This window comes from Pantoea sp. GABEPS69 (assembly GCF_045780835.1).
Classification (GTDB): Bacteria; Pseudomonadota; Gammaproteobacteria; order Enterobacterales; family Enterobacteriaceae; genus Pantoea; species Pantoea septica.
In genome coordinates this window covers 256,224-281,035 of sequence record NZ_CP118619.1, presented here as the reverse complement: position 1 = coordinate 281,035, position 24,812 = coordinate 256,224, and the positions used below count along the sequence as shown (strand labels likewise).

21 protein-coding genes are annotated in these 24,812 nt (G+C 57.7%); 6 read left to right on the top strand and 15 right to left on the bottom strand.

Annotated elements, in window-relative coordinates; genetic code table 11:
- Nucleotides 1–61 precede the first annotated feature (61 nt).
- Genes PVE98_RS21185 through PVE98_RS21175 form a run of 3 tightly spaced genes read right to left on the bottom strand, consistent with a single transcriptional unit; the run spans nt 62 to nt 1,295 of the window.
- A complete protein-coding gene (locus PVE98_RS21185; protein WP_096074324.1) occupies nt 62–586 on the bottom strand; it encodes a DUF4865 family protein in 525 nt (174 codons plus the stop codon).
- Entirely contained in the window at nt 583–972 is a 390-nt protein-coding gene (locus PVE98_RS21180) for a tautomerase family protein (RefSeq protein WP_096074325.1), read from the bottom strand. The genes PVE98_RS21185 and PVE98_RS21180 overlap by 4 nt, the downstream gene beginning before the upstream one ends.
- Nucleotides 963–1,295 (bottom strand): carboxymuconolactone decarboxylase family protein, encoded by a 333-nt coding sequence (locus PVE98_RS21175; RefSeq protein ID WP_096074326.1) that lies wholly within the window; start codon nt 1,293–1,295, stop codon nt 963–965. Before PVE98_RS21175 ends, PVE98_RS21180 begins: the two co-directional genes overlap by 10 nt.
- 101 nt (nt 1,296–1,396) lie before the next feature.
- On the opposite strand from PVE98_RS21175, the gene PVE98_RS21170 reads away from it, so the two are divergent.
- The 3 genes from PVE98_RS21170 (at nt 1,397) to PVE98_RS21160 (ending at nt 5,591) form a co-directional block, all read left to right on the top strand.
- Nucleotides 1,397–2,281, top strand: a complete 885-nt coding sequence (locus PVE98_RS21170; protein ID WP_096074327.1) for a LysR substrate-binding domain-containing protein — start codon at nt 1,397–1,399, stop codon at nt 2,279–2,281.
- A gap of 442 nt (nt 2,282–2,723) precedes the next feature.
- Nucleotides 2,724–4,106: a diaminobutyrate--2-oxoglutarate transaminase gene (locus tag PVE98_RS21165; protein ID WP_071997408.1), complete on the top strand. Its 1,383-nt coding sequence runs from the start codon at nt 2,724–2,726 to the stop codon at nt 4,104–4,106.
- Between the two features lie 18 nt (nt 4,107–4,124).
- Nucleotides 4,125–5,591 (top strand): aspartate aminotransferase family protein, encoded by a 1,467-nt coding sequence (locus tag PVE98_RS21160; protein WP_033748722.1) that lies wholly within the window; start codon nt 4,125–4,127, stop codon nt 5,589–5,591.
- A 174-nt stretch (nt 5,592–5,765) separates the two neighbouring features.
- Here the strand turns inward: PVE98_RS21160 and PVE98_RS21155 are convergent, their stop codons facing one another.
- The 9 genes from PVE98_RS21155 to PVE98_RS21115 all read right to left on the bottom strand — a co-directional run bounded on the left by PVE98_RS21155 (nt 5,766) and on the right by PVE98_RS21115 (nt 19,051).
- Complete coding sequence (locus PVE98_RS21155; RefSeq protein WP_096074328.1) at nt 5,766–6,419, bottom strand: DUF2931 family protein; 654 nt, start codon at nt 6,417–6,419, stop codon at nt 5,766–5,768.
- Complete coding sequence (locus PVE98_RS21150; protein ID WP_333620483.1) at nt 6,410–8,284, bottom strand: phospholipase effector Tle1 domain-containing protein; 1,875 nt, start codon at nt 8,282–8,284, stop codon at nt 6,410–6,412. Before PVE98_RS21150 ends, PVE98_RS21155 begins: the two co-directional genes overlap by 10 nt.
- Before the next feature lie 384 nt (nt 8,285–8,668).
- Entirely contained in the window at nt 8,669–9,421 is a 753-nt protein-coding gene (locus tag PVE98_RS21145; protein WP_096074330.1) for a YoaK family protein, read from the bottom strand.
- A 221-nt stretch (nt 9,422–9,642) separates the two neighbouring features.
- The gene (narI, locus tag PVE98_RS21140; protein WP_096074331.1) at nt 9,643–10,323 is read right to left on the bottom strand and encodes a respiratory nitrate reductase subunit gamma; all 681 of its coding nucleotides are present in this window, start codon (nt 10,321–10,323) and stop codon (nt 9,643–9,645) included.
- Nucleotides 10,320–11,009, bottom strand: coding sequence for a nitrate reductase molybdenum cofactor assembly chaperone (gene narJ, locus PVE98_RS21135; RefSeq protein ID WP_096074332.1), 690 nt, complete (start codon nt 11,007–11,009; stop codon nt 10,320–10,322). Before narJ ends, narI begins: the two co-directional genes overlap by 4 nt.
- Entirely contained in the window at nt 11,009–12,544 is a 1,536-nt protein-coding gene (gene narH / locus PVE98_RS21130) for a nitrate reductase subunit beta (protein ID WP_096074333.1), read from the bottom strand. Before narH ends, narJ begins: the two co-directional genes overlap by 1 nt.
- Nucleotides 12,541–16,275, bottom strand: a complete 3,735-nt coding sequence (locus tag PVE98_RS21125) for a nitrate reductase subunit alpha (RefSeq protein WP_096074334.1) — start codon at nt 16,273–16,275, stop codon at nt 12,541–12,543. The genes narH and PVE98_RS21125 overlap by 4 nt, the downstream gene beginning before the upstream one ends.
- A gap of 38 nt (nt 16,276–16,313) precedes the next feature.
- Nucleotides 16,314–17,687 (bottom strand): NarK family nitrate/nitrite MFS transporter, encoded by a 1,374-nt coding sequence (locus tag PVE98_RS21120; RefSeq protein ID WP_096074335.1) that lies wholly within the window; start codon nt 17,685–17,687, stop codon nt 16,314–16,316.
- A gap of 809 nt (nt 17,688–18,496) precedes the next feature.
- Entirely contained in the window at nt 18,497–19,051 is a 555-nt protein-coding gene (locus PVE98_RS21115; RefSeq protein ID WP_033748705.1) for a TetR/AcrR family transcriptional regulator, read from the bottom strand.
- A 122-nt stretch (nt 19,052–19,173) separates the two neighbouring features.
- Here PVE98_RS21115 and PVE98_RS21110 point away from each other — a divergent pair, with 122 nt between their 5' ends.
- Nucleotides 19,174–20,376 carry an MFS transporter gene (locus PVE98_RS21110; protein ID WP_096074336.1) on the top strand — a complete coding sequence of 401 codons (1,203 nt, stop codon included), beginning with the start codon at nt 19,174–19,176 and terminating at the stop codon, nt 20,374–20,376.
- Nucleotides 20,377–20,407: 31 nt separating this feature from the next.
- Here PVE98_RS21110 and PVE98_RS21105 read toward each other — a convergent pair whose 3' ends face one another.
- Nucleotides 20,408–20,731: a hypothetical protein gene (locus tag PVE98_RS21105; RefSeq protein WP_033748700.1), complete on the bottom strand. Its 324-nt coding sequence runs from the start codon at nt 20,729–20,731 to the stop codon at nt 20,408–20,410.
- 199 nt (nt 20,732–20,930) lie between these two features.
- Here PVE98_RS21105 and PVE98_RS21100 point away from each other — a divergent pair, with 199 nt between their 5' ends.
- On the top strand, nt 20,931–21,626 hold the full coding sequence (locus tag PVE98_RS21100; RefSeq protein WP_096074337.1) for a B3/4 domain-containing protein: 696 nt from the start codon (nt 20,931–20,933) through the stop codon (nt 21,624–21,626).
- A 58-nt stretch (nt 21,627–21,684) separates the two neighbouring features.
- Here the strand turns inward: PVE98_RS21100 and PVE98_RS21095 are convergent, their stop codons facing one another.
- Nucleotides 21,685–22,410, bottom strand: coding sequence for a YoaK family protein (locus PVE98_RS21095; RefSeq protein WP_096074338.1), 726 nt, complete (start codon nt 22,408–22,410; stop codon nt 21,685–21,687).
- A 292-nt stretch (nt 22,411–22,702) separates the two neighbouring features.
- On the opposite strand from PVE98_RS21095, the gene PVE98_RS21090 reads away from it, so the two are divergent.
- A complete protein-coding gene (locus tag PVE98_RS21090; protein WP_033748696.1) occupies nt 22,703–23,695 on the top strand; it encodes a sugar phosphate isomerase/epimerase in 993 nt (330 codons plus the stop codon).
- A 40-nt stretch (nt 23,696–23,735) separates the two neighbouring features.
- Here PVE98_RS21090 and corA read toward each other — a convergent pair whose 3' ends face one another.
- Complete coding sequence (gene corA, locus PVE98_RS21085) at nt 23,736–24,701, bottom strand: magnesium/cobalt transporter CorA (protein ID WP_033748694.1); 966 nt, start codon at nt 24,699–24,701, stop codon at nt 23,736–23,738.
- Nucleotides 24,702–24,812 lie beyond the last annotated feature (111 nt).

Genomic DNA, 24,812 nt, shown 5'->3' with positions numbered 1-24,812 from the left:
GCGTAGGCGAGCAGATCCTGAGTGCGGCGGCGGCGGGACCAAAGATGTTAAATTTATTCTTTCAGGATGTTACCGCGTCTCGCATAGCAGGTTCACCGAGAGCGAGATAGCCGATACGATAGCCCTCTCCCGACAGCCCTTCAGCAGCGGCGAAATCGACCTGAAGCAGCGACTGGGCCGAAATATCCCAACCCACCAGCGCCGCCTCGAGGTTTAGCGCGGCGAGATCGCTATAGGGCGCAATCGGCCTGTGACGCAGCGCCGCAAAGCGCGCGTCGCGCAGCGTCGCCATCGGCGGCATTTTCACGCCCAGCCAGCTATGAATCACTGGCCAGCCGAAATCCTGCGTCAGCCTGGCAAAGCCAGCGCTCTGCAAAAAGCGGATCATTCCGGCGCTGTCGCGCCAGAGATAGAGTGGCGCGTAGCTGTTCGCTCTTGCGCCCTCGTCGCGTCGCGCATAAAGGTAGGCCTTGAATATCAGGTCGGGAAAGCCGTCGAGCTTTGCGCCGTTTTCCGCAATGCGCCGTTCGATAATCGTCATGTCGTAATCGGCGGGCAGCGTAAAGCGATAGTGCATCAGGATCATAACGCCTCCCCGGCGAGCATTTCGCCGTTGCTGAAGCTCCAGTCGCCTGCGGTGTTGAACTGGATCACCACCATCACGTCGTCGGGTCGGACAGCGAGCTGCGCGGCCAGCCGCTCTGTCAGCGTGCGGCAGAACGCTGATTTCTGCGCCGCCGAGCGCGGCTTGCCGGCAAGCAGCGTAAAGAGGATGAAATCGTCGCTGCGCCTGCCGCTCAGATAGTGCAGGTCATAAATGCGCTGCGCCGCAGGCAGTTTCTCTACTATCTGAAACCGGTCATGCGCCGGGACATCGAAGGTCTCTACCAGCGTGCGGTGCAGAATGTCGGAAATCTGCGCGATGCGCGCCTCGCTGGTCTGCTCGTGCAGCGTGATGCGGGTCAGCGGCATGGGCTTTCCTCCTTTGGCAAATCGCTTTCAGGCAGATAGTGCAGCGCGGTCACGGCGGCAGGCCAGCCGGCATAGAACGCCAGATGGGTAAAGACTTCGCTGAGTTCGCGGCGGCTCAGGCCGTTTTCAGCGGCGAAGCGCATATGCCAGCCGAGCTGTTTCTCGCGTCCCAGCGCGGCCAGACAGGCCAGGGTGATCAGGCTGCGTTCGCGCGGCGTCAGAATGTCGCGCTGCCAGATATCGCCAAACAGCAGGCTATTGGTGATCTCTGCCAGCTTTGGCGACGCCTGCTGAAGGGTTTCTTTGTCGAGTGCGTTGCTCATCATGGCTCCTCTCTATTTATCGCTGACCCTCAGTCTCGCCCTCTGCTACTATCCTGAAAATCAAATTATTCAGTACGCTCAATCCCGAAAAACAGGATGATATGAACAGGCTCCCGGTTTCTCTCGATATGGATGCGCTGCGCAGCTTCGTGACGGGCATCGAATGCGACAGCTTTGCGCTCGCCGCCCAGCGGCTCTGTCGATCGACCTCCGCCGTCAGCGCTCAGCTCAAAAAGCTGGAAGCGCAGTGCGGCGCCGAACTGGTGGTAAAACAGGGGCGCAAGCTGGCGCTGACGCCCGCCGGCGAGAGGCTGCTGAGCTACGCGCGCCGCCTGCTGGCGCTCAACGACGAAGCGCAGCGCGCCGTGCGCGGTGAACTGCTGCAAGGCGAGCTGCGTATCGGCATGCAGGAAGATTTTGGCGAATCGCTGATGCCCGCGCTGCTCAGCCAGCTCGCTGGTCAGCATCCGGGTCTTAACATCACGGCGCGCATAGAGCGCAACCGCGCTCTGCGTCAGGCGGCGATAGAGAAGCAGGTGGATATTGCGCTGCTGTGGCAGCCCGAGCAGGCGCTCGACGAGAGCGATTTCCTGGGGGAGTGTCCGCTGGTGTGGATAGCCTCGCCGCAGAAAGAACTCAGGGCGCTGCTGGCGAGCGGCGAACCTTTACCGCTGGTGATGTTTGACGCGCCCTGCCAGATGCGATCCCGCGCCATCGCCGCGCTGGATCAGGCAGGGATTCCGTGGCGCGTGGTCTTTACCAGCCCGAGCCTGAGCGGCATCTGGGCGGCCGTGCAGGCGGGCCTTGGCATCACGCTGCGTTCGCCCATCGGGCTGCCGCGTAGCCTGCATATCGTCGACGGGACGCTGCCTGCGGCGGGCCGTATCGGGATTACGCTGTGGCAGAACCGCAGCCTGGATGCGCAGGCGCAGCGCCTGCTGCATGATGCCGTATCCGCTGCGCTGCTTCCCTCGCTGCTGCGCTAAAAACTCCTGGTTTAAACAATTTGGTTTAAATATGTTTCCCGCACGTAAGGTTAAGCCTTTTATATAACTTAACCTTCGCGCTGCGGATTAATTTACGGCGTGATAATTTTTATCGAGTCGTTTGTTTAATACGTCAACAAAAAAGGGCTTTAATTGCCTGTTTCTTCTTCGGTTAGCGTTTTTCACCGCGGTTAAGCTCACCGGCTGCATCGAGCCGTCACACCTTCTTAACACTGGCGTCATCAGGCACGCGCATGCTCTACGGTCAGGTCGTAAGGCAGGAAAAGTTAGTTATAAATAAACGCGAACAAATCTAAACAAAATAAAAGATTGAGCCCGAATCGCAAAAGCTCTATATTGGCCGCGCCTAAAATCAGGTAACCCGAATTTTTAACATTCATTCAACTGCGGCACAGTCGATTGCCCCGGTTGTAGGAGAGATATGATGACGGATAAAGTCCGTATTGATTCTTTAGATGCCACTTCAAACGCAAACAATGAAACCTATTTGGCCCGTCAGGCTGAGTTCGAATCAAACGTCAGAAGTTATCCCCGCAAGTTACCGTTAGCGATCACCCAGGCGAAAGGCGTATGGATCACCGACGCCGACAATAAAGAGTACCTCGACTGCCTGGCAGGCGCGGGCACGCTGGCGCTGGGTCATAATCATCCTGACGTGTTGCAGAGCATCCAAAATGTCATTACCAGCGGCTTGCCGTTACATACTCTCGATCTGACGACGCCTTTAAAAGATGCGTTCTCTGAATACCTGCTGTCGCTGCTGCCTGGCCAGGGCAAAGAGTACAAACTGCAGTTCACAGGTCCGTCCGGCGCGGACGCGGTTGAAGCGGCGATCAAGCTGGCGAAAAAAGCCACCGGCCGTTCAGGCGTTATCGCCTTCTCCGGCGGCTACCACGGCATGACTCACGGCGCGCTCTCCGTCACCGGCAACCTGTCGCCGAAAGAAGCGGTCAACGGCATGATGCCGGAAGTCCAGTTTATGCCTTACCCGCACCTCTACCGCTGCCCGCTGGGCATTGGCGGCGAAGCGGGCGTGAAAGCGCTGACCTACTACTTCGAAAATCTGATCAATGACGTGGAAAGCGGCGTACGCAAACCTGCGGCGGTGATCCTGGAAGCGGTTCAGGGCGAAGGCGGCGTGAACCCGGCGCCGGCCGAGTGGCTGCAGCGCATCCGTAAAGTGACCGAAGAGCACGGCATTCTGCTGATCATCGACGAAGTGCAGGCGGGCTTCGCGCGTACCGGCAAATTCTTCGCCTTCGAGCACGCCGGCATTCAGCCAGACATTATCGTGATGTCGAAAGCCGTTGGCGGCGGCCTGCCGCTTGCCGTGCTGGGCATTAAAAAGCAGTTCGACGCCTGGGCGCCGGGTCACCATACCGGCACCTTCCGCGGCAACCAGCTGGCGATGGCCACCGGCCTCACCACGCTGAAGATCCTTAAAGAGCAGAACATCGCCGACAAAGTGGCGCAGCAAGGCGAGTGGCTGAAAGGCAAACTGGCCGAGATGCAACAGCGCTTCCCGGTTATCGGTCACGTACGCGGCCTGGGCCTGATGATCGGCATCGAGATCGTCAAGCCGAATGAAGCTAAAGATCAGCTGGGCTGCTATCCGGCGGACGGCGACCTCTCTGCGCTGCTGCAGAAGAAGTGCTTTGAAGCGGGCCTGATCCTCGAGCGCGGCGGCCGTCACGGCTGCGTGCTGCGTCTGCTGCCTTCCCTGCTGATCACCAACCAGGAGCTGGAAGTGTTCCTCGACAAGTTCGAGCAGGCGCTGCTGGCCGCTGGCGTGCAGCCGGTTTAAGTGGAGCGGAATGCGATCATGTCTGAATTAAATCCGATCCTGGCGGGCTCGGCGCAGAGCATCGAAGCCTATCAGCAGGTTATCGAGCAGAGCAGCAAAGCCGTCGTCGAATGGCTGAAGCAGCCTGAAATGTATCAGGGCAAAACCGTCGCGGAACTGCGCGAGCGTATTGCGCTGGACTTCAATCCGACCGGCCTGGGCAACCAGGCCGCCATCGAGCGCGCGGTCGAGTTCTTTCTCAAAGATAGCCTGGCGGTGCATCACCCGCAGTGCGTGGCGCATCTTCACTGCCCGAGCCTGGTGGTAAGCCAGGCGGCGGAAGTGCTGATCAACGCTACCAACCAAAGCATGGACTCCTGGGATCAGAGCCCGTCGGCGACTATCATCGAGATGAAGCTGATCGAGTGGCTGCGCGCCCAGGTCGGCTATGAAGCGGGTGACGCGGGCGTGTTCACCAGCGGCGGCACTCAGAGCAACCTGATGGGCCTGATGCTGGCGCGCGACGCGTTCTTTGCGCGTCAGGGCCACTCTGTTCAGCAGGATGGCCTGGTGGGCGACCTGCGTAAGCTGAAGGTCTTCTGCTCCGAAAACGCCCACTTCTCCGTACAGAAGAATATGGCGCTGCTCGGCCTGGGCTACCAGTGCGTGACCCAGGTGAAAACCGACGAATATGCCCGTATGGACGTCACCGATCTGGCAGAGAAGATCGCCCAGGCGAAAGCCAACGGCGATCAGATCCTGGCGATTGTCGCTACCGCAGGCACCACCGACGCCGGCGCTATCGATCCGCTGCGCGACATCGCCGCGCTGGCGGCCCAGAATAATATCTGGGTGCACGTCGATGCGGCATGGGGCGGCGCGCTGCTGCTGTCGGAGAAATATCGCGACTATCTGGACGGCCTTGAGCTGGTGGATTCCGTCACCCTGGACTTCCATAAGCAATATTTCCAGACCATCAGCTGCGGCGCGTTCCTGCTGAAAGACGCGGCGAACTACGAGCTGATGCGTTATCAGGCGGCGTACCTGAACTCTGAGTTCGACGAAGAGGCGGGCGTGCCGAACCTGGTGTCCAAATCGCTGCAGACCACGCGCCGTTTCGACGCGCTGAAACTGTGGATGGGTCTGGAAGCGCTGGGGCAGAAACAGTACGCGGCGATCATCGATCACGGCGTCACCCTCGCCCAGCAGGTCGCGAAATATATCAGCGCCCATCCGCTGCTGGAGCTGGTGATGAAGCCGCAGCTGGCGAGCGTGCTGTTCCGCTTCCACCCGGAAAGCGGCTGTCACGATCTGGCTGAAACCGCGTTGCTGAACCAGCGCATCGGCGACGCGCTGCTGGAATCGGGCCGCGCCAACGTCGGCGTGACCGAGCACAACGGCGTGACCTGCCTGAAGCTGACGCTGCTTAACCCGACCGTGACGCTGGAAGATGTAAAAGTCCTGCTGGCGCTGGTTGAGAAAACCGCGAAGCCGCTGGTAGGCTAACGGTCTGAGACGCAAAAAAAGCCGGTAACCCAGTTACCGGCTTTTTTATTGTCGCTATGCGGAGCAGGCAACGCAGACGCCTGCTAAATGATACAAATCAGTGTAAAAAACGCCCAATGATTCACCAGGCAGCCTTAAAGTATTCTGAGTTGATCCCTGGCTTTAAAAGATGGGTTACCAGATTCCATACGGATAAACCTTCCCCTTAATAAAATCTTTTATGTCTTTGTCATACCCATAAGAGAAATCACTCCTGGTGACCCCTTTGCAAATCTGCAATTGATCCCCGGAGAGAGTAGTTAGATCTGACGGCGTTACGCGGTAATTAGTCTCAAACCCTATCCCCTCCAACCAGACAGCAACTTTGCCTTCCGGAGCCAGACCAATTTGCACGGTGTCGTAGGTGTTATGATAGGGATCACTTTTCCCGCTGGGGCTACGCATCTTTTCCACCATGTCGTCAGGCAGGGTCAGGTAGGTTTCATAAACCTTTTTATCTATCACCGAGTCCCAGCAGAAGAAAAATTGCTTTGGGGGAGATTTGACGCGATTCCAGTGTCCTCCTGGTGCCCGATCACGATCGTTCCATTCCCCTGTAACGTTAGGCATATCCGGGGTACTGTTCAACGTAATAAACCGGGATACTCCACCGTCAGCATCAAGAATAACGGCGAATGTCACCTTTGCAGGGAGCGCCTTTGGCGTGAAAAAGTTAAATTTCCACTCTGTCGGCACATTGTTTTTGCCGGATGTATCGGCCTGGTCACTACCGTGGCAGGCCGTCAGAACGAATACTGTAAACAATCCGGCCAGATGCGTTATTTCCATATTTTATTTCCTTCCATATCGTAAACCGTACGCTGCCAGCGTTCGTCTGGTCGATTTGTGAACGCCACCAGTTTTGCCGGGCTGACCGCGCCGCTTATCTTCCCTTGTCTATCCCTCATCACGCTGTTCCAGTTAGCCGAGCAGTGGATATATTTTTTGGCCAGCATCAGAATTTCAGGCGTTGTAAAGCCGGGAGCAGTCCGACCGCTGCGAACCGCACGTCCCATCATAATTGCTTTTTCGCATACTCTGTTGAGTTCTGAATGGAATTTAAGCTCTGTATTAGTTTCTCGGACAGGCTTAAACACAACGCCAGCATCCTGTGCAGCATCAAGCATCACTCTTAGTACCACCTTCGACCAGTCGTTGCGCATCGGCCGGTCGATAACCAGCGCGGCCCCGCTGCGTTTCTGCAAAGCGCCGTAACGGTCAGCGGCCATCCTGTCGTCATGCCAGGTATCAATATTCACATCCACCGCATTCAGCAGCGGCGCTATCGCCGGATAGCCATTCATCGCTTTAAGCTGCTTACAGGTCTGTCGGTAAACCCGTGTTTGTGTATCGGGCGTGGAAAGAGAAACGGCTTCAAACACCGGCCGGGTAAGGAAACAGGCCTCGTGCTCGTCAGGGTTGTAACCGCCGCCGATATCGGAGTGCGCGCCGGGCAGAGCCAGCTCCGGCCACGCCGGTTTTACGCTGTTCAGGGCAAAGTTGAACCGACATTCGTGCTGCGCGGTGATATGAAACACCTTCTCCGCGACGCCCGGACGCAGAGCCAGATTGACATCGCCGCTATCGGCGCTGTGGGGATTCAGGCCGTTGACCGGCGTGCCGATGGCCGCCACCGTATCGAACAAGCCCAGAAAGCGGGTTTTACCGCCGGGCGTACCGGCATATTCGGTACCACTCAGCCCGGATTGAATCGCCATGATAATCCCGCTGTCCTGACGGAATATCCTGTTGGCAAAATGTCTCGCCGCAGCCGCTCCACGGCTGAAGCCAAAAATATCGAACTGAAGCTCTTTAATTACGCTGGAACGAGCATCGCTATATTTAGCCAGATACCCGCTAATGGCCTCAGCTAGCATTGCCACCGCCATGTTGGTCTTCTGGATTACGCCGGTATCACCTCGGCCGGTTATTATCCCGAAAGTGCTGTCGCCCTTACCATATTCCGTGCCAATACCTTCGATATAAATAGCCTGCTGCCCTTCTCCTTCAGCGGGCGGAATGTCCTGGTTATATAAAGTATTGAGCCAGTAGACGTTGGTATAATAACCAAGATGACTGCCAGCTGCCGTATTGCTGTAGCCGTATTTTAAACGAACACACTGAACCTGAGCAGAGCGGGCGTCCGCATCATTCATTTTAAAATGCTCACCAGTACAGGCAGCCAGACGATCGGAGGTATTTGCTGCATTGTTTCCGGTACCATCGAAGAACACGCCGATGGTCAGCGTAATTTCCCGTTTCTTCTTCGCCGGCTGAGCACGCTGTTCCGGTTCTGACTGCCGCGCTTTTCGCTTCGCCGTCACTGCCCGTTCTGCGACACGACCGGCGTTACAGTCGCTTTCGTAGGTGTGCGTCTGGACGGATGGTATAAACCGGGCGCGACACGGGCAGGAGCTGTAGCTGTCCAGCGAACCCGCCCACTCTTTTACGGCACCATTGACCGAATAGGTGTCTCCCATGCCGCCACATACGCGAAACCGTCCCTCATGCTTGCCACAGGTTACCGGGTCGCCAGCCCTGACCTGCTGCCTGATAATACCGCCGGTTTCGTAGGTGTCGTCAGGCGCGCCGGAAAGTATGCGTCCCCCACAGGTGGTTTTATCCAGGTGATACAAAAAAAATCCCTTTGCCATAATCCCTCATAAAACAGGTGTCCATACGCATTGGCATAATACATTAATCGTGACCTGACCCAAATTTTTTGCTTTATATTCTGTTAATGTCCAGGCATCTCAAGGCTGTATTGATAAGGGGCAATGCCTGAAATCGGGGTTTTATTCTGGCATCCATGTTGAATAAATACTCAAGTCTTGCGTGTTTTTTACAGTAATTTTACAGGTTTTATTTTTTAGCAGACGGTTATGTCTTATTTAAATCCATAAATAGATTGTTAAGGGTAAATAAGACGGTATTAATGAACGATTCGGATAGCGATAGACTTTCCTGAAAATTATTGGCCTCTATTGAAATGACCACATTAAGAAAAGGTATCGCTATACAATTTTATAGTTAGTTAATCATTTAACATCGCGCGCATGAACCATCGATGTTCGCCTTACCCTCATAAGCGTCAACGCCATCGACGTCACCGCCAGCAGAATCAGTACCGCGCTCAGCGCCGCCATGGCGTGAAAACCCGCCACGCGAAACAGCCAGAGCCCGGCAATGCCGCCGCCGAGAAAAGAGAAAATCGTTGTCAGGTGCGTTTTGAGCTGCTTCTTTTGCACATGCGCGTTTTTCGACGGGTCGCGGCGCAGCATGGCGCTGATGACCGAGGCGAGCGAAATGCCGGCATCGGTCAGCGTGCCGGTGATATGCGTCGCGCGCACGCGCCCGTTAGATAATTGCGTCGAGGTGGAGTTGTGCACGCCCATCAGAAAGCCAAGCAGCACCAGCACTTCACGGTTATTGCCGGAAGAGTAGAAAAAGATCTCAAACAGCGAGAGACACAGCAGCGCAATCCCTTCTGCGACTAACACCTGACAGAAAATGGTGCGCAGATTGTGTTTCAGACCGGCGATTACCGCCAGTCGGGCGGTTACCGCGCCCGCGACAAAGGCCAGCAGCAGACAGCCGAGAAAGGTGAGATCGCGCAGATCGCTGTTATTGACTTCGCTGGAAAGCTGCGACGTATTGCCCGACATATGAGAGGGAAAAAAACCAAACGCGCCTAATGCCATCGCATTCAGCAAACCGGCCGCCGTCGCCAGCCAGACAGCAAGATAACGGTCTTCCGTATGAGATCGCTCTCGCTTCATTTTTATCAACATGCACGCTTCACCTTTTTATTATTACCTGAGTTTAAGCGTAGGGAGAAATGCGATCCTTGTCACAGGGCCTAATCTAAAAGAGTTAATAAAAATGTTAAGTAACTTAAACAAAGCGGTGTTGCTTCAGTTACTGTAAAGACGTGACAGTGTTACGGAAAAGTCAATCAGCGGCGGGAGCAAAAGTGCGCCAGCCGCAGGCTGGGCTGGCGCAGAAGGAAGCATCAGCGACGGGCACGCACCACCTGGTAACGACGGGTAAAATATTCTACCGGCGCGCTCCAGACGTGAACCAGACGCGTGAACGGAAACACCAGGAAAATGGTCATGCCGAGGATTAGGTGCACGCGGTAAATCCATTCTACCCCATCCAGCCAGTGCGAAGCGTTGCCCTGGAAAGTCACGATCGCCTGCGCCCAGCCGACCAGCTTCATCATGCCCACCCCGTCGAGGTGATGCATGGAGAAGAGAATCGACGTCAGGCCCAGCGTGCACTGCACCACCAGAATGCCGAGGATAACAATATCGGCGCGCGTTGAGGTGGCGCGAATGCGCGGGTTAAGCAGACGACGCTTCAGCAGCAGGAAGCCGCCGACCAGCGTCATGATGCCGAACACGCCGCCCGCGCCCATAGCGATTTTCTGCTTGGTGGCGATGGCGAGGAACGGCTCATACATCCAGTGCGGCGTCAGCAGACCGAACAGATGGCCGAAGAAGATGCCGAGAATGCCGATATGAAACACGTTCGACGCGAAGCGCATGCCTTTTTTGTCCAGCATCTGGCTGGATGAGGCGCGCCAGGTGTACTGGCCATAGTCGTAACGCAGCCAGCTCCCTATCAGGAACACGGTGCCGCACAGGTAGGGATAGATATCAAAGAACAACACGTTTAAATAGTGCATCAGGCTGTTCCTCCAGCGGAGAGATCGAGATATTGCGGCGCGGTGTCGTGGCAGAAGCGCCGCTGATGTTGCTGTTGCGCCGAGCTGTCGCAGGCGCTGTCGTCGATAAACTTCACCTGTTCCTCCTCCCAGACCGCATCCATGGCGGCCGGGGTATCGTCGCGCGTCTCGCTGGCGACCTGCGCCGCCACGCTTTCGCTGCTCAGCGGACTGTTTGCTACCTTCAGCAGCGTGTCGAACAGATCGCTAAAGTCGCTGCCGCGCTCTTTCAGACGGCCGCCAATCAGCGCCAGAATCGGCGCCACGTCCAGCAGGCCCTGCTGCGCCTCCGCTTCCGGCTGCATGCTGAGATATTCCAGATAGAGCGGCAGATAATCCGGCAGTTCGCGGCAGTTCAGCTCCAGTCCGGCGCGCTCATACTGCGCCATCAGATCGACCATCGCCTGACCGCGATCGCGCGACTCCGCGTGCACATGCTCGAACAGCAGCAGCGACGTAGCGCGGCCGCGTTCGAACAGCACGCACCATTCCGCCTGCATATCGAGCGGCGGCGTGCCGAAGTAGCGGTCGATAAAAGGCAGCAGCGCGGGATGCTGCGCGCTGACCCGCTCGCGCAGCTCATCCTGATGCTCCCAGAGCGTCTCGTCGGGATACTCCAGCAGCAGGGCAACCACTTTAATCAGCGCCATTATTCGCCTCCCGCGTTGTCGCCGATATTGATCGCGTCGATACGGCGGCTGTTGAACAGGTTGAATTTGGTGTCGCTGCCGTGGCAGCCGTCGCCAAAGGTAAAGCCGCAACCGTTGCGTTCCGGGAAGGCCTCGCGCGCCAGCTCGCGATGGCTGCTCGGGATCACGAAACGGTCTTCGTAGTTGGCGATCGCCAGATAGCGATACATCTCTTCGACCTGCGCTTCGCTCAGGCCCACCTCGTCGATAGCGCGGGTATCGGTGACCCCGTCGACGTTCTGCGCGCGTTTATAGTGGCGCATTGCCATCATGCGCTTCAGCGCGCGCAGCACCGGCGCGGTGTCGCCAGCAGTCAGCAGGTTGGCCAGGTACTGCACCGGAATACGCAGACTTTCCACGTCCGGCAGCACGCTGCTCTGCGACACCAGCCCGCCCGCATCGACCACCGACTGAATCGGCGACAGCGGCGGCACATACCAGACCATCGGCAGCGTGCGATATTCCGGATGCAGCGGCAGCGCCAGCTTCCAGTCCATCGCCAGCTTCCACACCGGCGACGCCTGCGCGGCGTCGATGACGCTTTGCGGAATGCCCTGCTTCAGCGCCTCTTCGATCACTTTCGGATCCCGGGGATCGAGGAAAACCTCGCACTGGCGCTGGTAGAGATCGGTTTCATGCTCGGTGCTGGCCGCTTCGGCGATTTTGTCGGCGTCATAGAGCAGCACGCCAAGGTAACGGATACGGCCAACGCAGGTTTCCGAACAGACCGTCGGCATGCCCGATTCGATGCGCGGATAGCAGAATATGCACTTTTCCGATTTGCCGCTTTTCCAGTTAAAGTAGATCTTTTTGTATGGGCAGCCGCTGACGCACAGGCGCCAGCCGCGGCACTTGTCCTGATCGATCAGGACGATGCCGTCCTCTTCGCGCTTGTAGATGGCGCCGCTCGGACAGGTGGCCGCACAGGCGGGATTGAGGCAGTGCTCGCACAGGCGCGGCAGATACATCATGAAGGTGTTTTCGAACTGGCCGTACATTTCCTTCTGCATCGCATCGAAGTTTTTATCCGCCGAACGCTTGCTGAACTCGCCGCCGAGGATCTCTTCCCAGTTTGGGCCACCGTTGATTTTGTCCATGCGCTGGCCGCTGATCAGCGAGCGCGGGCGCGCCGTCGGCTGGCTCTTACCCGCTTTAGCGGTGTGCAGATGCTGATAGTCGAAGGTAAAAGGCTCGTAATAGTCGTCAATGCCCGGCACCACCGGGTTGGCGAAGATTTTCATCATCACCGAGGAGCGACTGCCGAGGCGCGGCACCAGCCGTCCCTTGATATTGCGGATCCAGCCGCCGCGCCATTTTTCCTGATCTTCCCAGGCGTGGGGATAGCCGACGCCGGGTTTGCTTTCTACGTTATTGAACCAGGCGTATTCCATCCCTTCGCGGCTGGTCCAGACGTTTTTACAGGTGACGGAACAGGTATGACAGCCGATACACTTATCGAGGTTCAACACCATGCCGACCTGAGAGCGGATTTTCATTTTGTCGCCTCCTGTACCTGATCGCGGCCTTCGTCATCCAGCCAGTTCACCTTGTTCATCTTGCGTACCATGATAAATTCGTCGCGGTTAGAGCCGACGGTGCCGTAGTAGTTGAAGCCGTACGCCAGCTGGGCGTAGCCGCCAATCATATGCGTCGGTTTCGGGCAGGCGCGCGTGACCGAGTTATGGATGCCGCCGCGCTGGCCGGTTATCTCAGAACCTGGAATGTTCATTAGACGTTCCTGCGCGTGATACATCATGGTCATGCCCGCCGGAACGCGCTGGCTGACCACCGCGCGCGCCGTCAGCGCGCCGTTGGCGTTGAACACCTCAATCCAGTCGTTATCTTCGATACCCAGCTCTTTGGCGTCGGTTTCACTCATCCAGACGATAGGACCGCCGCGCGACAGGGTCAGCATCAGCAGGTTTTCGCTGTAGGTAGAGTGAATGCCCCATTTCTGGTGCGGCGTCAGGAAGTTGAGCGCCTTCTCCGGGAAACCGTTAGAGGGAATATGCTCCAGGTTCTGCACGCTGCGCGTATCGACCGGCGGCCGGTAGGCGCAGAACGCTTCGCCGAAGGCGCGCATCCAGGGATGATCCTGATAGAGCTGCTGGCGGCCGGAGAGCGTGCGCCACGGGATCAGCTCATGCACGTTGGTGTAGCCGGCGTTATAAGAGACATGTTCATCTTCCAGACCTGACCAGGTCGGGCTGGAGATGATTTTGCGCGGCTGAGCCTGAATATCGCGGAAGCGGATCTTCTCTTCTTCCTTCGGTCGCGCCAGATGCGTATGGTCGCGGCCGGTGAATTCGCCCAGCGCTTGCCAGGCTTTCACCGCCACCTGACCGTTGGTTTCCGGCGCCAGCGTCAGAATCACTTCGGCGGCGTCGATAGCGCTGTTGATCATCGGCTGCCCTTTGGCGACGCCGTCAGCTTTGGTGTAGTTCAAACGGCGCAGCAGGTCGACCTCTTTATCGGTGTTCCAGCTGATGCCTTTGCCGCCGTTGCCCAGTTTCTCCAGCAGCGGTCCAACCGAAGTAAAGCGTTCATAGACGGCGGGATAGTCGCGCTGCACGCTGATAATCTGCGGCGCGGTCTGGCCAGGGATCAGATCGCATTCGCCTTTTTTCCAGTCGCGCACCTCGCCTGCCGCTAGTTCGCCGGGAGAGTCGTGCTGCAGCGGCTGCAGCACCACGTCGGTTTCCTCGCCGAGATGGCCGACGCAGAGTTCTGAGAAGGTTTTCGCGATACCTTTATAAATTTCCCAGTCGCTTTTAGATTCCCAGGCGGGATCGACCGCGGCGGAAAGCGGATGAATAAACGGATGCATATCCGAGGTATTCATATCGTCTTTCTCATACCAGGTGGCGGTCGGCAGCACGATATCGGAGAAGAGACAGGTGCTGGACATGCGGAAATCGAGCGTCACCAGCAGGTCGAGCTTGCCTTCCAGCGCTTTGCCGCGCCACTCCAGCTCTTCCGGGCGATCCTGCTCATCGCTGATCGGTTCGCCCTGAATGCCGCTCTCGGTGCCGAGCAGATAGCGCAGCATATACTCGTGGCCTTTGCCCGAGGAGCCGAGCAGGTTCGAGCGCCAGATAAACATGTTGCGCGGATGGTTGCCGCCGTTATCGGGATCTTCGCACGCCATGCGCAGCTTGCCGGACTTCAGCGCCTCAACGGTCCACGCCTGCTCAGACTGGCCTGCGCGTTTCGCCTCTTCGGCGATGCGCAGCGGGTTAATGCCGAGCTGCGGCGAGGATGGCAGCCAGCCCATGCGTTCGGCGCGCACGTTGAAGTCGATCAGCTGGCCGCTGAACTGGCTGGCGTCGGCGAGCGGCGACAGCAGTTCGCTGACCTGCAGCTTCTCGAAGCGCCACTGGCTGGCATGGTTATAAAAGTACGAAGTACTGTTCATCTGGCGCGGCGGACGGTTCCAGTCCAGCGCGAAGGCCAGCGGCGTCCAGCCGGTTTGCGGACGCAGCTTCTCCTGGCCGACATAGTGCGCCCAGCCGCCGCCGGTCTGACCGACGCAGCCGCAGAACACCAGCATATTGATCAGCCCACGGTAGTTCATGTCCATGTGATACCAGTGGTTCATGCCGGCGCCGACGATAATCATCGAGCGGCCATGCGTTTTGTGCGCCGTTTCGCCGAATTCGCGTGCGATTTTTTCAATCTGGCTGCGCGGCACGCCGCAAATCTGCTCCGCCCAGGCGGGCGAATAGGCGCGCACTTCGCTGTAGTCGCGCGCGCAGTTGTCGTCGTCGAGACCGCGGTCGAGCCCGTAGTGGGCCAGTGTCAAATCGTAAACCGAGGCGACCGGCAGCTCGCGGCCGTCGGCCAGCGTCAGCATTTTCACCGGCACTTTATGCAGCAGCACCTCTTCCTGCTTCACGTGACGGAAGTGCGGGTTCTCAATGCCGCCGAAGTAAGGAAAGGCGACATCCATCACCGCATCGCGCCGGTCGAGCAGCGAGAGCGTCAGCTGTGTCGGCGTGCCTGCCGCTTTCGGTTCGAGGTTCCATTTGCCCTTTTCGCCCCAGCGGAAGCCGATGGAACCGTTCGGCGCCACCAGTTCGCCCTCCTGGTTATAGGCGACGGTTTTCCACTGCGGATTATTCTCTTCGCCCAGGTTATCGGCCAGATCCGCCGCGCGCAGCTGTCGTCCGGGCACATAGCTGCCGTCTTCGCGCGGCTCAAGCAGCACCAGCATCGGCATGTCAGTGTAGTGACGCGCGTAGTTAAGGAAGTAGTCGCTGGGGTTTTTCAGGTGAAACTCGTTCAGGATGACGTGGCCCATCGCCATCGCCAGCGCGCTGTCGGTGCCCTGCTTCGGTGCCAGCCACTGGTCGCACAGCTTGGCCACTTCTGAATAGTCCGGCGTGATCGCGACCGTTTTGGTGCCTTTGTAGCGCACTTCGGTAAAGAAGTGGGCGTCTGGGGTACGCGTCTGCGGCACGTTGGAGCCCCAGGCGATAATGTAGTTGGAGTTGTACCAGTCGGCGGATTCCGGCACGTCGGTCTGCTCGCCCCAGGTCATCGGCGAGGCGGGCGGCAGGTCGCAATACCAGTCGTAGAAGCTCAGGCAGGTGCCGCCGATCAGCGACAGATAGCGCGTGCCTGCCGCATAGGAAACCATCGACATCGCCGGGATCGGCGAGAAGCCGGCAATACGGTCGGGGCCGTAGTTTTTGATGGTCCAGATGTTGGCGGCAGCGATCAGCGGGTTCAATTCTTGCCAGCTGGCGCGCACGAAACCGCCACGGCCGCGCTGCGATTTATAGGTCTTACTCTTTTCGCTATCCGCCATAATGGCGTTCCAGGCGTCGACCGGATCGCTGTGCTGCGCCCGCGCCTCGCGCCACATCTCCAGCAGCACCTTGCGCACCAGCGGATATTTCAGCCGGTTGGCGCTGTAGAGATACCACGAGTAGCTCGCGCCGCGCGGGCAGCCGCGCGGCTCGTGATTAGGCAGGTCGGGACGCGTGCGCGGATAGTCGGTCTGCTGCGTCTCCCAGGTGACCAGGCCGTTTTTAACGTAGATCTTCCAGCTGCAGGAGCCGGTGCAGTTTACGCCGTGGGTGGAACGCACGATTTTGTCATATTGCCAGCGCTGCCGGTAACTCTCTTCCCAGTCGCGGTTGGTGTTATAGACCTGACCGTGCCCCTCTGCGAAGCTGTCGCCTTTCTGTTTGAAATAGCGGAAGCGGTCGAGAAGTTTGCTCATTGCGCATCTCCAGTATGGTTAGTGCTCATATGCTCTGCTTAGTTGTTATTAGTTTTGCGACGGCCATACAGCAGCCAGGTCAACAGCAGACAGACGATGTAAAAGACCAGAAAAATTTTCATAGCGCCGACGGGTGAACCGGTGAGGGTCAGCGAGGTGCCGAACGCTTTCGGGATAAAGAAGCCGCCGACCGCGCCCAGCGCGGAGATAAAGCCCAGCGCGGCGGCGGTGTCGGTGACGGCGGCGTGCTGCGCCTCTTCCTTGCTGTGGCCTTTGGCGGTCATGCGATCCATCGTGATCTGACGGAAGATCACCGCGATCATCTGGAAGGTCGAGCCGCTGCCGAGGCCGGCGGTCAGGAACAGCCCCATAAACACCACGTAGAAGCTCAGGAAAGAGCCGGCGACGCTGCCAGGCAGGGTCAGGAACAGCAGCGCGGAGAAAAGCGTCATCAGCATAAAGTTGATCGCCGTAACGCGCACACCGCCGAATTTGTCAGAAAGAAAACCGCCCGCCGACCGCGCCAGCGCGCCGAGGAAGGGGCCGAAAAAGGCGAGATGAATAATGTCTACCTGCGGGTACTGCGTTTTCGCCAGCATGGCGAAGCCCGCCGAGAAGCCGATAAACGAGCCGAAAGTGGCGAGATAGAGCAGTCCAAGCGTCCAGAGATGTCCCTGCTTCAGCACCGGCAGCTGCTCGCGCAGCGAGGCGCGCATGCCGGCGATATCGTTCATGCCACCCCAGGCGGCGATCGAAGCCAGCGCCAGCAGCGGCACCCAGATCCACGCGGCGTTGGCGAGCCAAATCTGGCTGCCATCCTCCAGCGTCGCGCCGCCCACGAAGAACGGCACTACGATAATCAGCGGCGCGACCAGCTGCATCACGCTGACGCCCAGGTTGCCGAGGCCGCCGTTGATGCCGAGCGCCGAGCCCTGCTTACTTTTAGGAAAGAAAAGGCTGATGTTGCCCATGCTTGAGGCGAAGTTAGCGCCCGCCAGACCGCAGAACAGCGAAATGACGATAAATACGCCGTAGGGGGTTGCCGGATTCTGCACCGCGAAGCCGAGCCAGACGCAGGGAATGATCAGCACGGCGGTGCTGATCACCGTCCAGAGACGGCCGCCGACCACCGGCACGACAAAAGAGTAAGGCACGCGGAACAGCGCGCCGGAGAGCGAAGGCAATGCGGTCAGCAAGAACAGCTGATCGACGGTGAAGTTAAATCCTACCCGATTCAGGTTGACGGCGACGGTGCTAAACAGCATCCAGACGCAGAAGGCGAGCAGCAGCGCGCAGACGGAGATAATGAGGTTACGCCGGGCGATATGTTTGCCGCGGCTTTCCCAAAATTGTTGATTTTCAGGCGCCCAGTTTTCAAGCGCGCCGTGCCCGGAATGAGGTTTTACGCTCACATATCCTCCCAATAAGCAGCAGACGGATCGCTCCCGCTGTCTGCGAGTAGTAATTAAAAAGTAATAAATGAGAAACCGAATAAATCCGTATTAATACGAATCTGAATGTAATCAGATGACGACGCCGAATCAGCTTTGCCTTTTTTAAATAAATACGGATGCTATTCAGGCGCCGTTATTTGGCGAACTCTTCCGTCCTGTAGAATGGTTAATAAGCCTATCTTAGCAAGCCAGAAAAACAAGAGGATTTGTAGGGGCTTTCATGACGCAGCGCAAAGCAACGCTGGAATGAGGAATAGTGCAGGCAGAGTTAACTACCTAATTATAGGTATAATTTATCTCTATGGAAATAAATGAGCTGCTTAGCCGCAAGTCAGGTTGATATAAATCAAATAACGATTGAATAAAAGTTAATATTTATCGAGTGATGCCCTTCACGCTTGTTTTTATATTAGTGCGAATTCATCTCAATTACGATTTTAGTAACTATAAAAATCCGTCTGGCCGCCATTCGTTATTAATTGCATTATATAGCGAATATTTCAATCTATTTGTTTGCCTGGTTTATTACTAGCCCAGCGCTATCCGGTGCGCTGGAGTGATTTGAACAAGCCTGGCAGGTCATTAGTTGTCAGCGGATTAGGGAGCAATTAATGGCTAGCGCCCTTTCTGTGCTGACTTTTTTAGGCTGCATTTGGCACGGTGCTGATTGCTTTTACTAAAAACCAATTAGCATGTTGTAACTATAAATGGCTGCCTTGATACTGCGCGGCCGCTTTTGCACAGCATCCCTTTTATCGCAGCCGCCGTTAGCGATTCTGAAACAGCCGCGCTACCCGTTCGCGGCAGTAGTCTGGCGTTGGCTCGCGGTCTTCAAACAGAATGTGATAGATCACCGGCGCCACTACCGTATCCACCGCCTCATCGATCGAGAAGCCCGCTTCGCCGCGCGCGATTGCGCGCTTTCGCAGCGTCTCAAGATGAAGCGCGGTAAAACCGCAGCACTTCACCGTCGCGCCATTACTCCCGCTGCCGATAACATCAGCCAGCATCTGCCGCCCCGGTTTCGACGACATCTCTTCTGCATACTGCAAAATGAAAGCTTCCATATCGCTTTGCATCTCGCCGGTATCTTCAGGCTCGCTTATCGGGCGCATACGCGCCACCGCCACGTCGGCGAGCAGCTGTGTCAGATCGCCCCAGCGGCGATAGAGGGTGGATGGCGTCACGCCCGCCGTTTCTGCCACCATTGGCACCGTCAACTCGCTGCGGTCGCGGGTTTTCAGCAGCATATTGACCGCCTTGTGCACCTCTTCCTGTATGCGCGCGCTACGTCCGCCCTGCCTGATCATCTCCCTGGCCATCTTTTTTTCCTCTTCGAAAAGAATAAGCATGTCGAAAATTGTTTAATGCAAAGATATTGCGTTAACTGAGAAATGCAAGTATACCTCTCTTAAAGCTAATATTTTGCTTTAAGGTGATAACCATGTCTTTCTCTACCACAACGTTGCCCGCCGCTGCCGCGGCGCGCATTACTCTTTACGCTTTTGTCTGCGCCATGCTGTTCTCCGCGACCAGCAGCGCGCCGACGCCGCTCTACCCGCTCTATCGCACGCTTTACCATCTGTCGCCGTTGGCGGTGACGCTGATTTTCGCCAGCTATGCGTTCGCCCTGCTTTTTGCCCTGCTGACGCTGGGCCGCCTTTCCGATTTTATCGGTCGGCGCGTGATGATGCTGGCGGCGCTGCTGTGCAACGCGCTGGCGCTAATTATGTTTATGCTGGCGGACTCGGCGCAAACGCTGATCGCCGCGCGAATAGTTCAGGGCATTGCGACGGGTATCGCACTGCCGACCTTTGGCGCGGCGATCCTTGACGGCGATAAGGCGCGCGGCCCGTTGCTCAATTCGATAACGGCTTTTCTCGGCCTGCTGGCGGGCAGCCTGACGGGCGCGCTGCTGATCACTTTTGCGCCTTTCCCCACCGTTTCCATCTATGCGCTGCTGTTTACGCTAATGCTGCTGGCGCTGGCGCTGCTGCCGCTCATGCCTGAAACGGTGGCGCGGACGCCCGGCGCGCTGCGCGCTTTAAAGCCGCAGGTCGCGATTCCACCACGCGCATTGGGAACGCTGCTGCGGCTGGCGCCGGTCAATGTGGCGGCCTGGGCGCTGGGCGGCTTCTATTTATCGCTGATGCCGACGCTGGCGATCCTCGCGACCGGCCGCAGCTCGCCGTTTGTCGGCGGCACCGTGGTGGCGACGCTGATGCTGAGCGCCACGGCGTCGGTGTTTATTTTCCGCCGCTGGCAGCCGCAGCGCGCGCTGTTTCTCGGTACCCTGGCGCTGATGGCGGGTATTGGCGTGACTCTGATCGGCATTAATCATCACCAGACGGCGCTGCTGTTTCTCGGCACCGCGGTTGCCGGGCAGGGATTCGGTTCGATCTTTTCGACCATTATCAGCATCGTAATGCCGCTGGCGGAGAGTCACGAGCGCGCCGGGCTATTCGCGGCCTTTCTGATAAAAAGCTATCTCGCTTTTGCGCTGCCGGCGCTGCTGGCGGGCTGCGCGGTGCCAATGATAGGCCTGGTGGCGACGGCTAACGTTTACTGCTGGGGAATTTTTTCAATGGCGGCGGTGTCGCTGCTGGCGGGACGGCGCGCGGTGCGCCTGAAGCCGGAGAGAGGATAAAAAAATGGCCGGTTTAACCGGCCATTTTCTGTTAGTTCGTTGCTTTGTTTTTCAGGTCTTCAGCGCCCTGCTTGGTTTTATCCCAAGCTTTTTCGCTACCCTGCTTGGTGCTGTGCCAGGCTTTTTGCGAACCTTCGCTTACTTTGCTGGTGGTCGCATGGCTTTTGCCTTCAGCTGCGTGTTCCGCTTTCAGCTTCTGTTCAGCGCCCGCATCCTGCGCCTGATGCAGTTTCTCTTTGGCGGTGTCGGCGCCTTTATGCGCTTCAGCCACGGTTTCATCGGTAGCGTGTGTGGTAGCCGCAAAAACCGGAGTCGCCAGCATCAGAGCAGAAAGTGCAATAATTGTCTTTTTCATGATTCCCTCACTAGTTATTAAGTCCAGTTTCAGTATAGACAAATAATGCAACTGCACAGCAAAGTGCGGGTAATTTACTGCGGATTCGGCATATTCCTGGATTTTTATCTGGTCTGCCTGCGCTAAAAGCCGCTCCGAGCGAGCAGTCACCGCCATCCGTCGCTACACTTCATGCCGTAACCCTCTACAAGGAATAGCGATGTTTTCTTTCTCTCCTGTGGTCGAGCTGACCGTACTCGCGCTGGCGCCGGGCTTTCGCGCTATCAGCATTCTGGTTGAAGCGACTGAGGTGCGGCACCCGCAGGTGGCGCGCACGGCGCTGGACGACGCCTGCCGCGCCGTCGCCACCGAGGATGTGCCCTACGCCGAAGCGCATCTCGCCGCCTGGCGCGACGTCTTTAAGGCCTTCGGCGCGAAACCGGCCCGTACGCCGAGCTCGGTCGAAGCGCTACGCAAGCGGGTTGCCCGCGACGGCGCGCTGCCTGCCATCGATCCGATCGTCGATCTCTATAATGCCATCAGCATTAAGTACGCCCTGCCGATCGGCGGCGAAAATGCTGCCGCCTATGTCGGCGATGCGCGGCTGGTGTGCGCCGACGGCAGCGAACGCTTCGACACGCTGAAAGCGGGCGAACCCTGTGAAGAGTCGCCCGAACCGGGCGAAGTGATCTGGCGCGACGATCTTGGCGTCACCTGCCGGCGCTGGAACTGGCGCCAGGGCGTGCGAACGCGTCTCGACGCCAGCGCGCAGCAGATGTGGTTTATTCTCGAGAGCTTGCCCGAAATGCCGCTAGATGCGCTGCATCACGCCAGCGACGAGCTGATCGCCGGGCTGGAGGCGATGATGCCTGGCTGCCGCATCGATAAACAGCTGCTGGGCGCCGGCTTTAGCTGATCGCCCCCTGCCACAGGCGCGGTTTAGCGAGCCGCGCCTCTCGCTGGCAGCAAGCGCTTTACTGATTCGCCGGACTGGCACGCCTGCCCAGCATGGTATGCAGCGCGAGAGCGATAAGCAGCAGGCCGATCAACATAATGAACGGATAGCCCAGCGCGCGATAGAGCCAGATCCCGGCCACGCCCCCAGACAAAAACGAGAGCAGCGTTAAGGCGTGCAGTTTCAGACGCTCAATATAGAGCGGCGCCTCTTTCGGCGACTCTTTGCGCCTCAGCACGTCGAACAGCATCGCTAATTCAATACCGATATCCGTCGAGGTGCCCGAGACATGGGTGGTTCTCACGCGCGCGTTCGATATTCGGGTGACGACTGCATTCTGCAGCCCCATCAAAAAGCTCAGGGATAAAATCAACACCACGCCGGGCGACTGCGGCGTCAGCCAGGTTTCAACCCCGCCAAGCCCAACCAGACCGATGCCCTCCACCAGAATATTGAAGGCATAGACTTTGCGCATGTTATTGCGCCGTCCAGCATTGATCAGCAGAGTGGAAAAAGCGGAGCCGGTGATAAAGATGGCGACAATCGACACAAAGAAGATAGCTGGCGCCAGGCTTGCCTTGGCCAGATGATCCGAAAGCGAAGAGACATTGCCTGTCATATTGGCGGAGAAAAAGCCGACAACTTCAAACGCCGCGGTATTTAGCGCGCCCGCGACAGCCGCAAGCGTGCAGGCAAGCTGCGTATCGGCCGTGTAGCTGCGAAAGTTTTCAGTGCTGATGAGCATAGCGCCTACGATGTGGACTCAGACTGCGCAGATCATCCCCTTAATGACACCGTTTAACAAGCCGAACGGCCCCAATCGCTGTTCTTAGCGCGCCGACATCCGCTTTCTCTTCCCAGGGAGCGCTGAGATTTTTTGTGACCCACCTTACAGTTATCGCGCGCTGCGCTGGCAACCTAGCCAACTCCGCCCGCACAATGGAATATATAATCCTTACTGAATATATATTCCATTATGGATTGCCGTCGCAATCCGACCACCTTTCTGTCTGCATCCTGAACGGAGAATATCGGCAATGAGTGACTACAACTATCCGAAGTTTGGCGCTGGCCTGTGGCATTTCGCGAACTACATCGATCGCTACGCGGTTGACGGCTACGGCCCGGCGCTCAGCACGCTGGATCAGATCAAGCTGGCGGCTGAAGTGGAGGATCTCGCCTATGTCGATATCCCCTATCCCTTTACCCCTGGCGTCACGGTCGCCGAGGTGAAGCAGGCGCTGCAGGAGGCGGGATTGAAAGCGATCGGCGTGACGCCGGAGATCTATCTGCGCAAATTCTCGCGCGGCGCCTTTACCCATCCCGACGCGGCGGTGCGTGCCGAGGCGCTGGCGCTGATGAACGAAGCGGCCGACGTAGTGCGCGAGCTGGGCGCGAACTACGTTAAGGTCTGGCCGGGTCAGGATGGCTGGGATTACCCTTTCCAGGTCGATCATAAGAACCTGTGGAAGCTGGCGGTCGACGGCATGCGCGAGCTGGCCGGCGCGAACCCGGACGTGAAATTCGCCATCGAATACAAGCCGCGCGAGCCGCGCGTTAAAATGACCTGGGATTCTGCGGCGAAGTCGCTGCTGGGTATTGAGGAGATCGGGCTGGATAACGTAGGGATCCTGCTGGATTTCGGTCATGCGCTGTTCGCGGGCGAATCGCCGGCCGGCTCTGCGCAGCTGATTATCGATCGCGGCCGCCTGTTTGGCATGGACGTGAACGACAACCTGCGCGGCTGGGATGACGACCTCGTGGTCGGCACCGTACATATGACCGAAATTTTCGAGTTTTTCTACGTGCTGAAGTGCAACAACTGGGACGGCGTCTGGCAGCTCGATCAGTTCCCGTTCCGCGAAGACCATGTAGAAGCCGCCAACCTTTCGATCCGCTTCCTCAAGCATATCTATCGCGCGCTCGACAAGCTGGATATGGCCGCGCTGCAGGCGGCGCAGCTGGAGCAAAATCCCCTGAAAGCGCAGCGCATTATTCAAAATGCGCTGCTGACCTCTATCGAAGAGTAAGGCGTCAGGCCGCGACGCGCGGAGCGTCGCGGCGCAGCCGCTACAGCCAGCCCGACTTGCGCAGCCGCAGCCAGAGCAGGAAGCAGCCGACGATTGTGCCGCCCAGCGCCAGCGGATAGCCCAGCGGCGAGTTCAGCTCCGGCATCTCTTTAAAGTTCATGCCGTACATGCTGAAGATCACCGTCGGCACCACCAGAATCGCACCCCAGCCCGCCAGTTTTTTCGTCACCTCGTTCTGCTGCACCGCCACCATCGCCAGGTTGACGTGCATGGCGCTGGTGAGCATTTCCCGCATATCTTCCGCGTCGGTGACTACGTGGCGCGCATGATCCTGTACGTCACGCAGATAGGCGCGCAGCTCTTTCGGCACGATATCTTCGTGCAGCCGCACCAGCTGCTGGCAGATCTCTTCCAGCGGTTGTGCCGCATTGCGCAGGCTCAGCAGCTCGCGGCGCAGGCGATAAACCTTTTTCACCGCGAGATTATCAAACTCGGAGCGGAACAGCGCCGCCTCCATCTCATTGATTTTATCGCCCAGCGAGGCGGTATATTCGCCATAGCGATCGACGATAAAATCGAGAATACAGTAGAGCGGATAGCCTGGCCCATGATCGAGCAGCGCGCTGTTTTGCGCCACGCGCTCGCGAATGGGCGCATAGCTGTCGGAAGCGCCGTGACGCAGGGTGATCAGGAAGTTTTTACCGATAAAGAAGTGGGTTTCGCCCAGGTGAAGGTGTTCATTTTCCGAACTGACGGTCTTCACCACGATAAACATCGACTCGCCATACTGCTCGATCTTGGGACGCTGGTGCGCGCATAGCGCGTCCTCTACCGCCAGTTCATGCAGCCCGAACTCGTTCTGGATTTTATGCATGAACTCCGCTTCGGGCTGATAAAGGCCCATCCAGATAAAGGCATCCGGCTCACTTAGCACATCGCTGATTTTTTCTACGTCTAATTCCTGCCCGGTCTGGCCTGGGCGATATACCATGCAATTTACAATCATGATCCCTTCGCTACACGGTTGTCTGAAGTAGTAACAGCATAACCGCTTTTGCGGCGCCTAAATAAAGAGGTTTGTAACAGAATGCCCGGCGGACAAGGTCCGCCGGGCAGA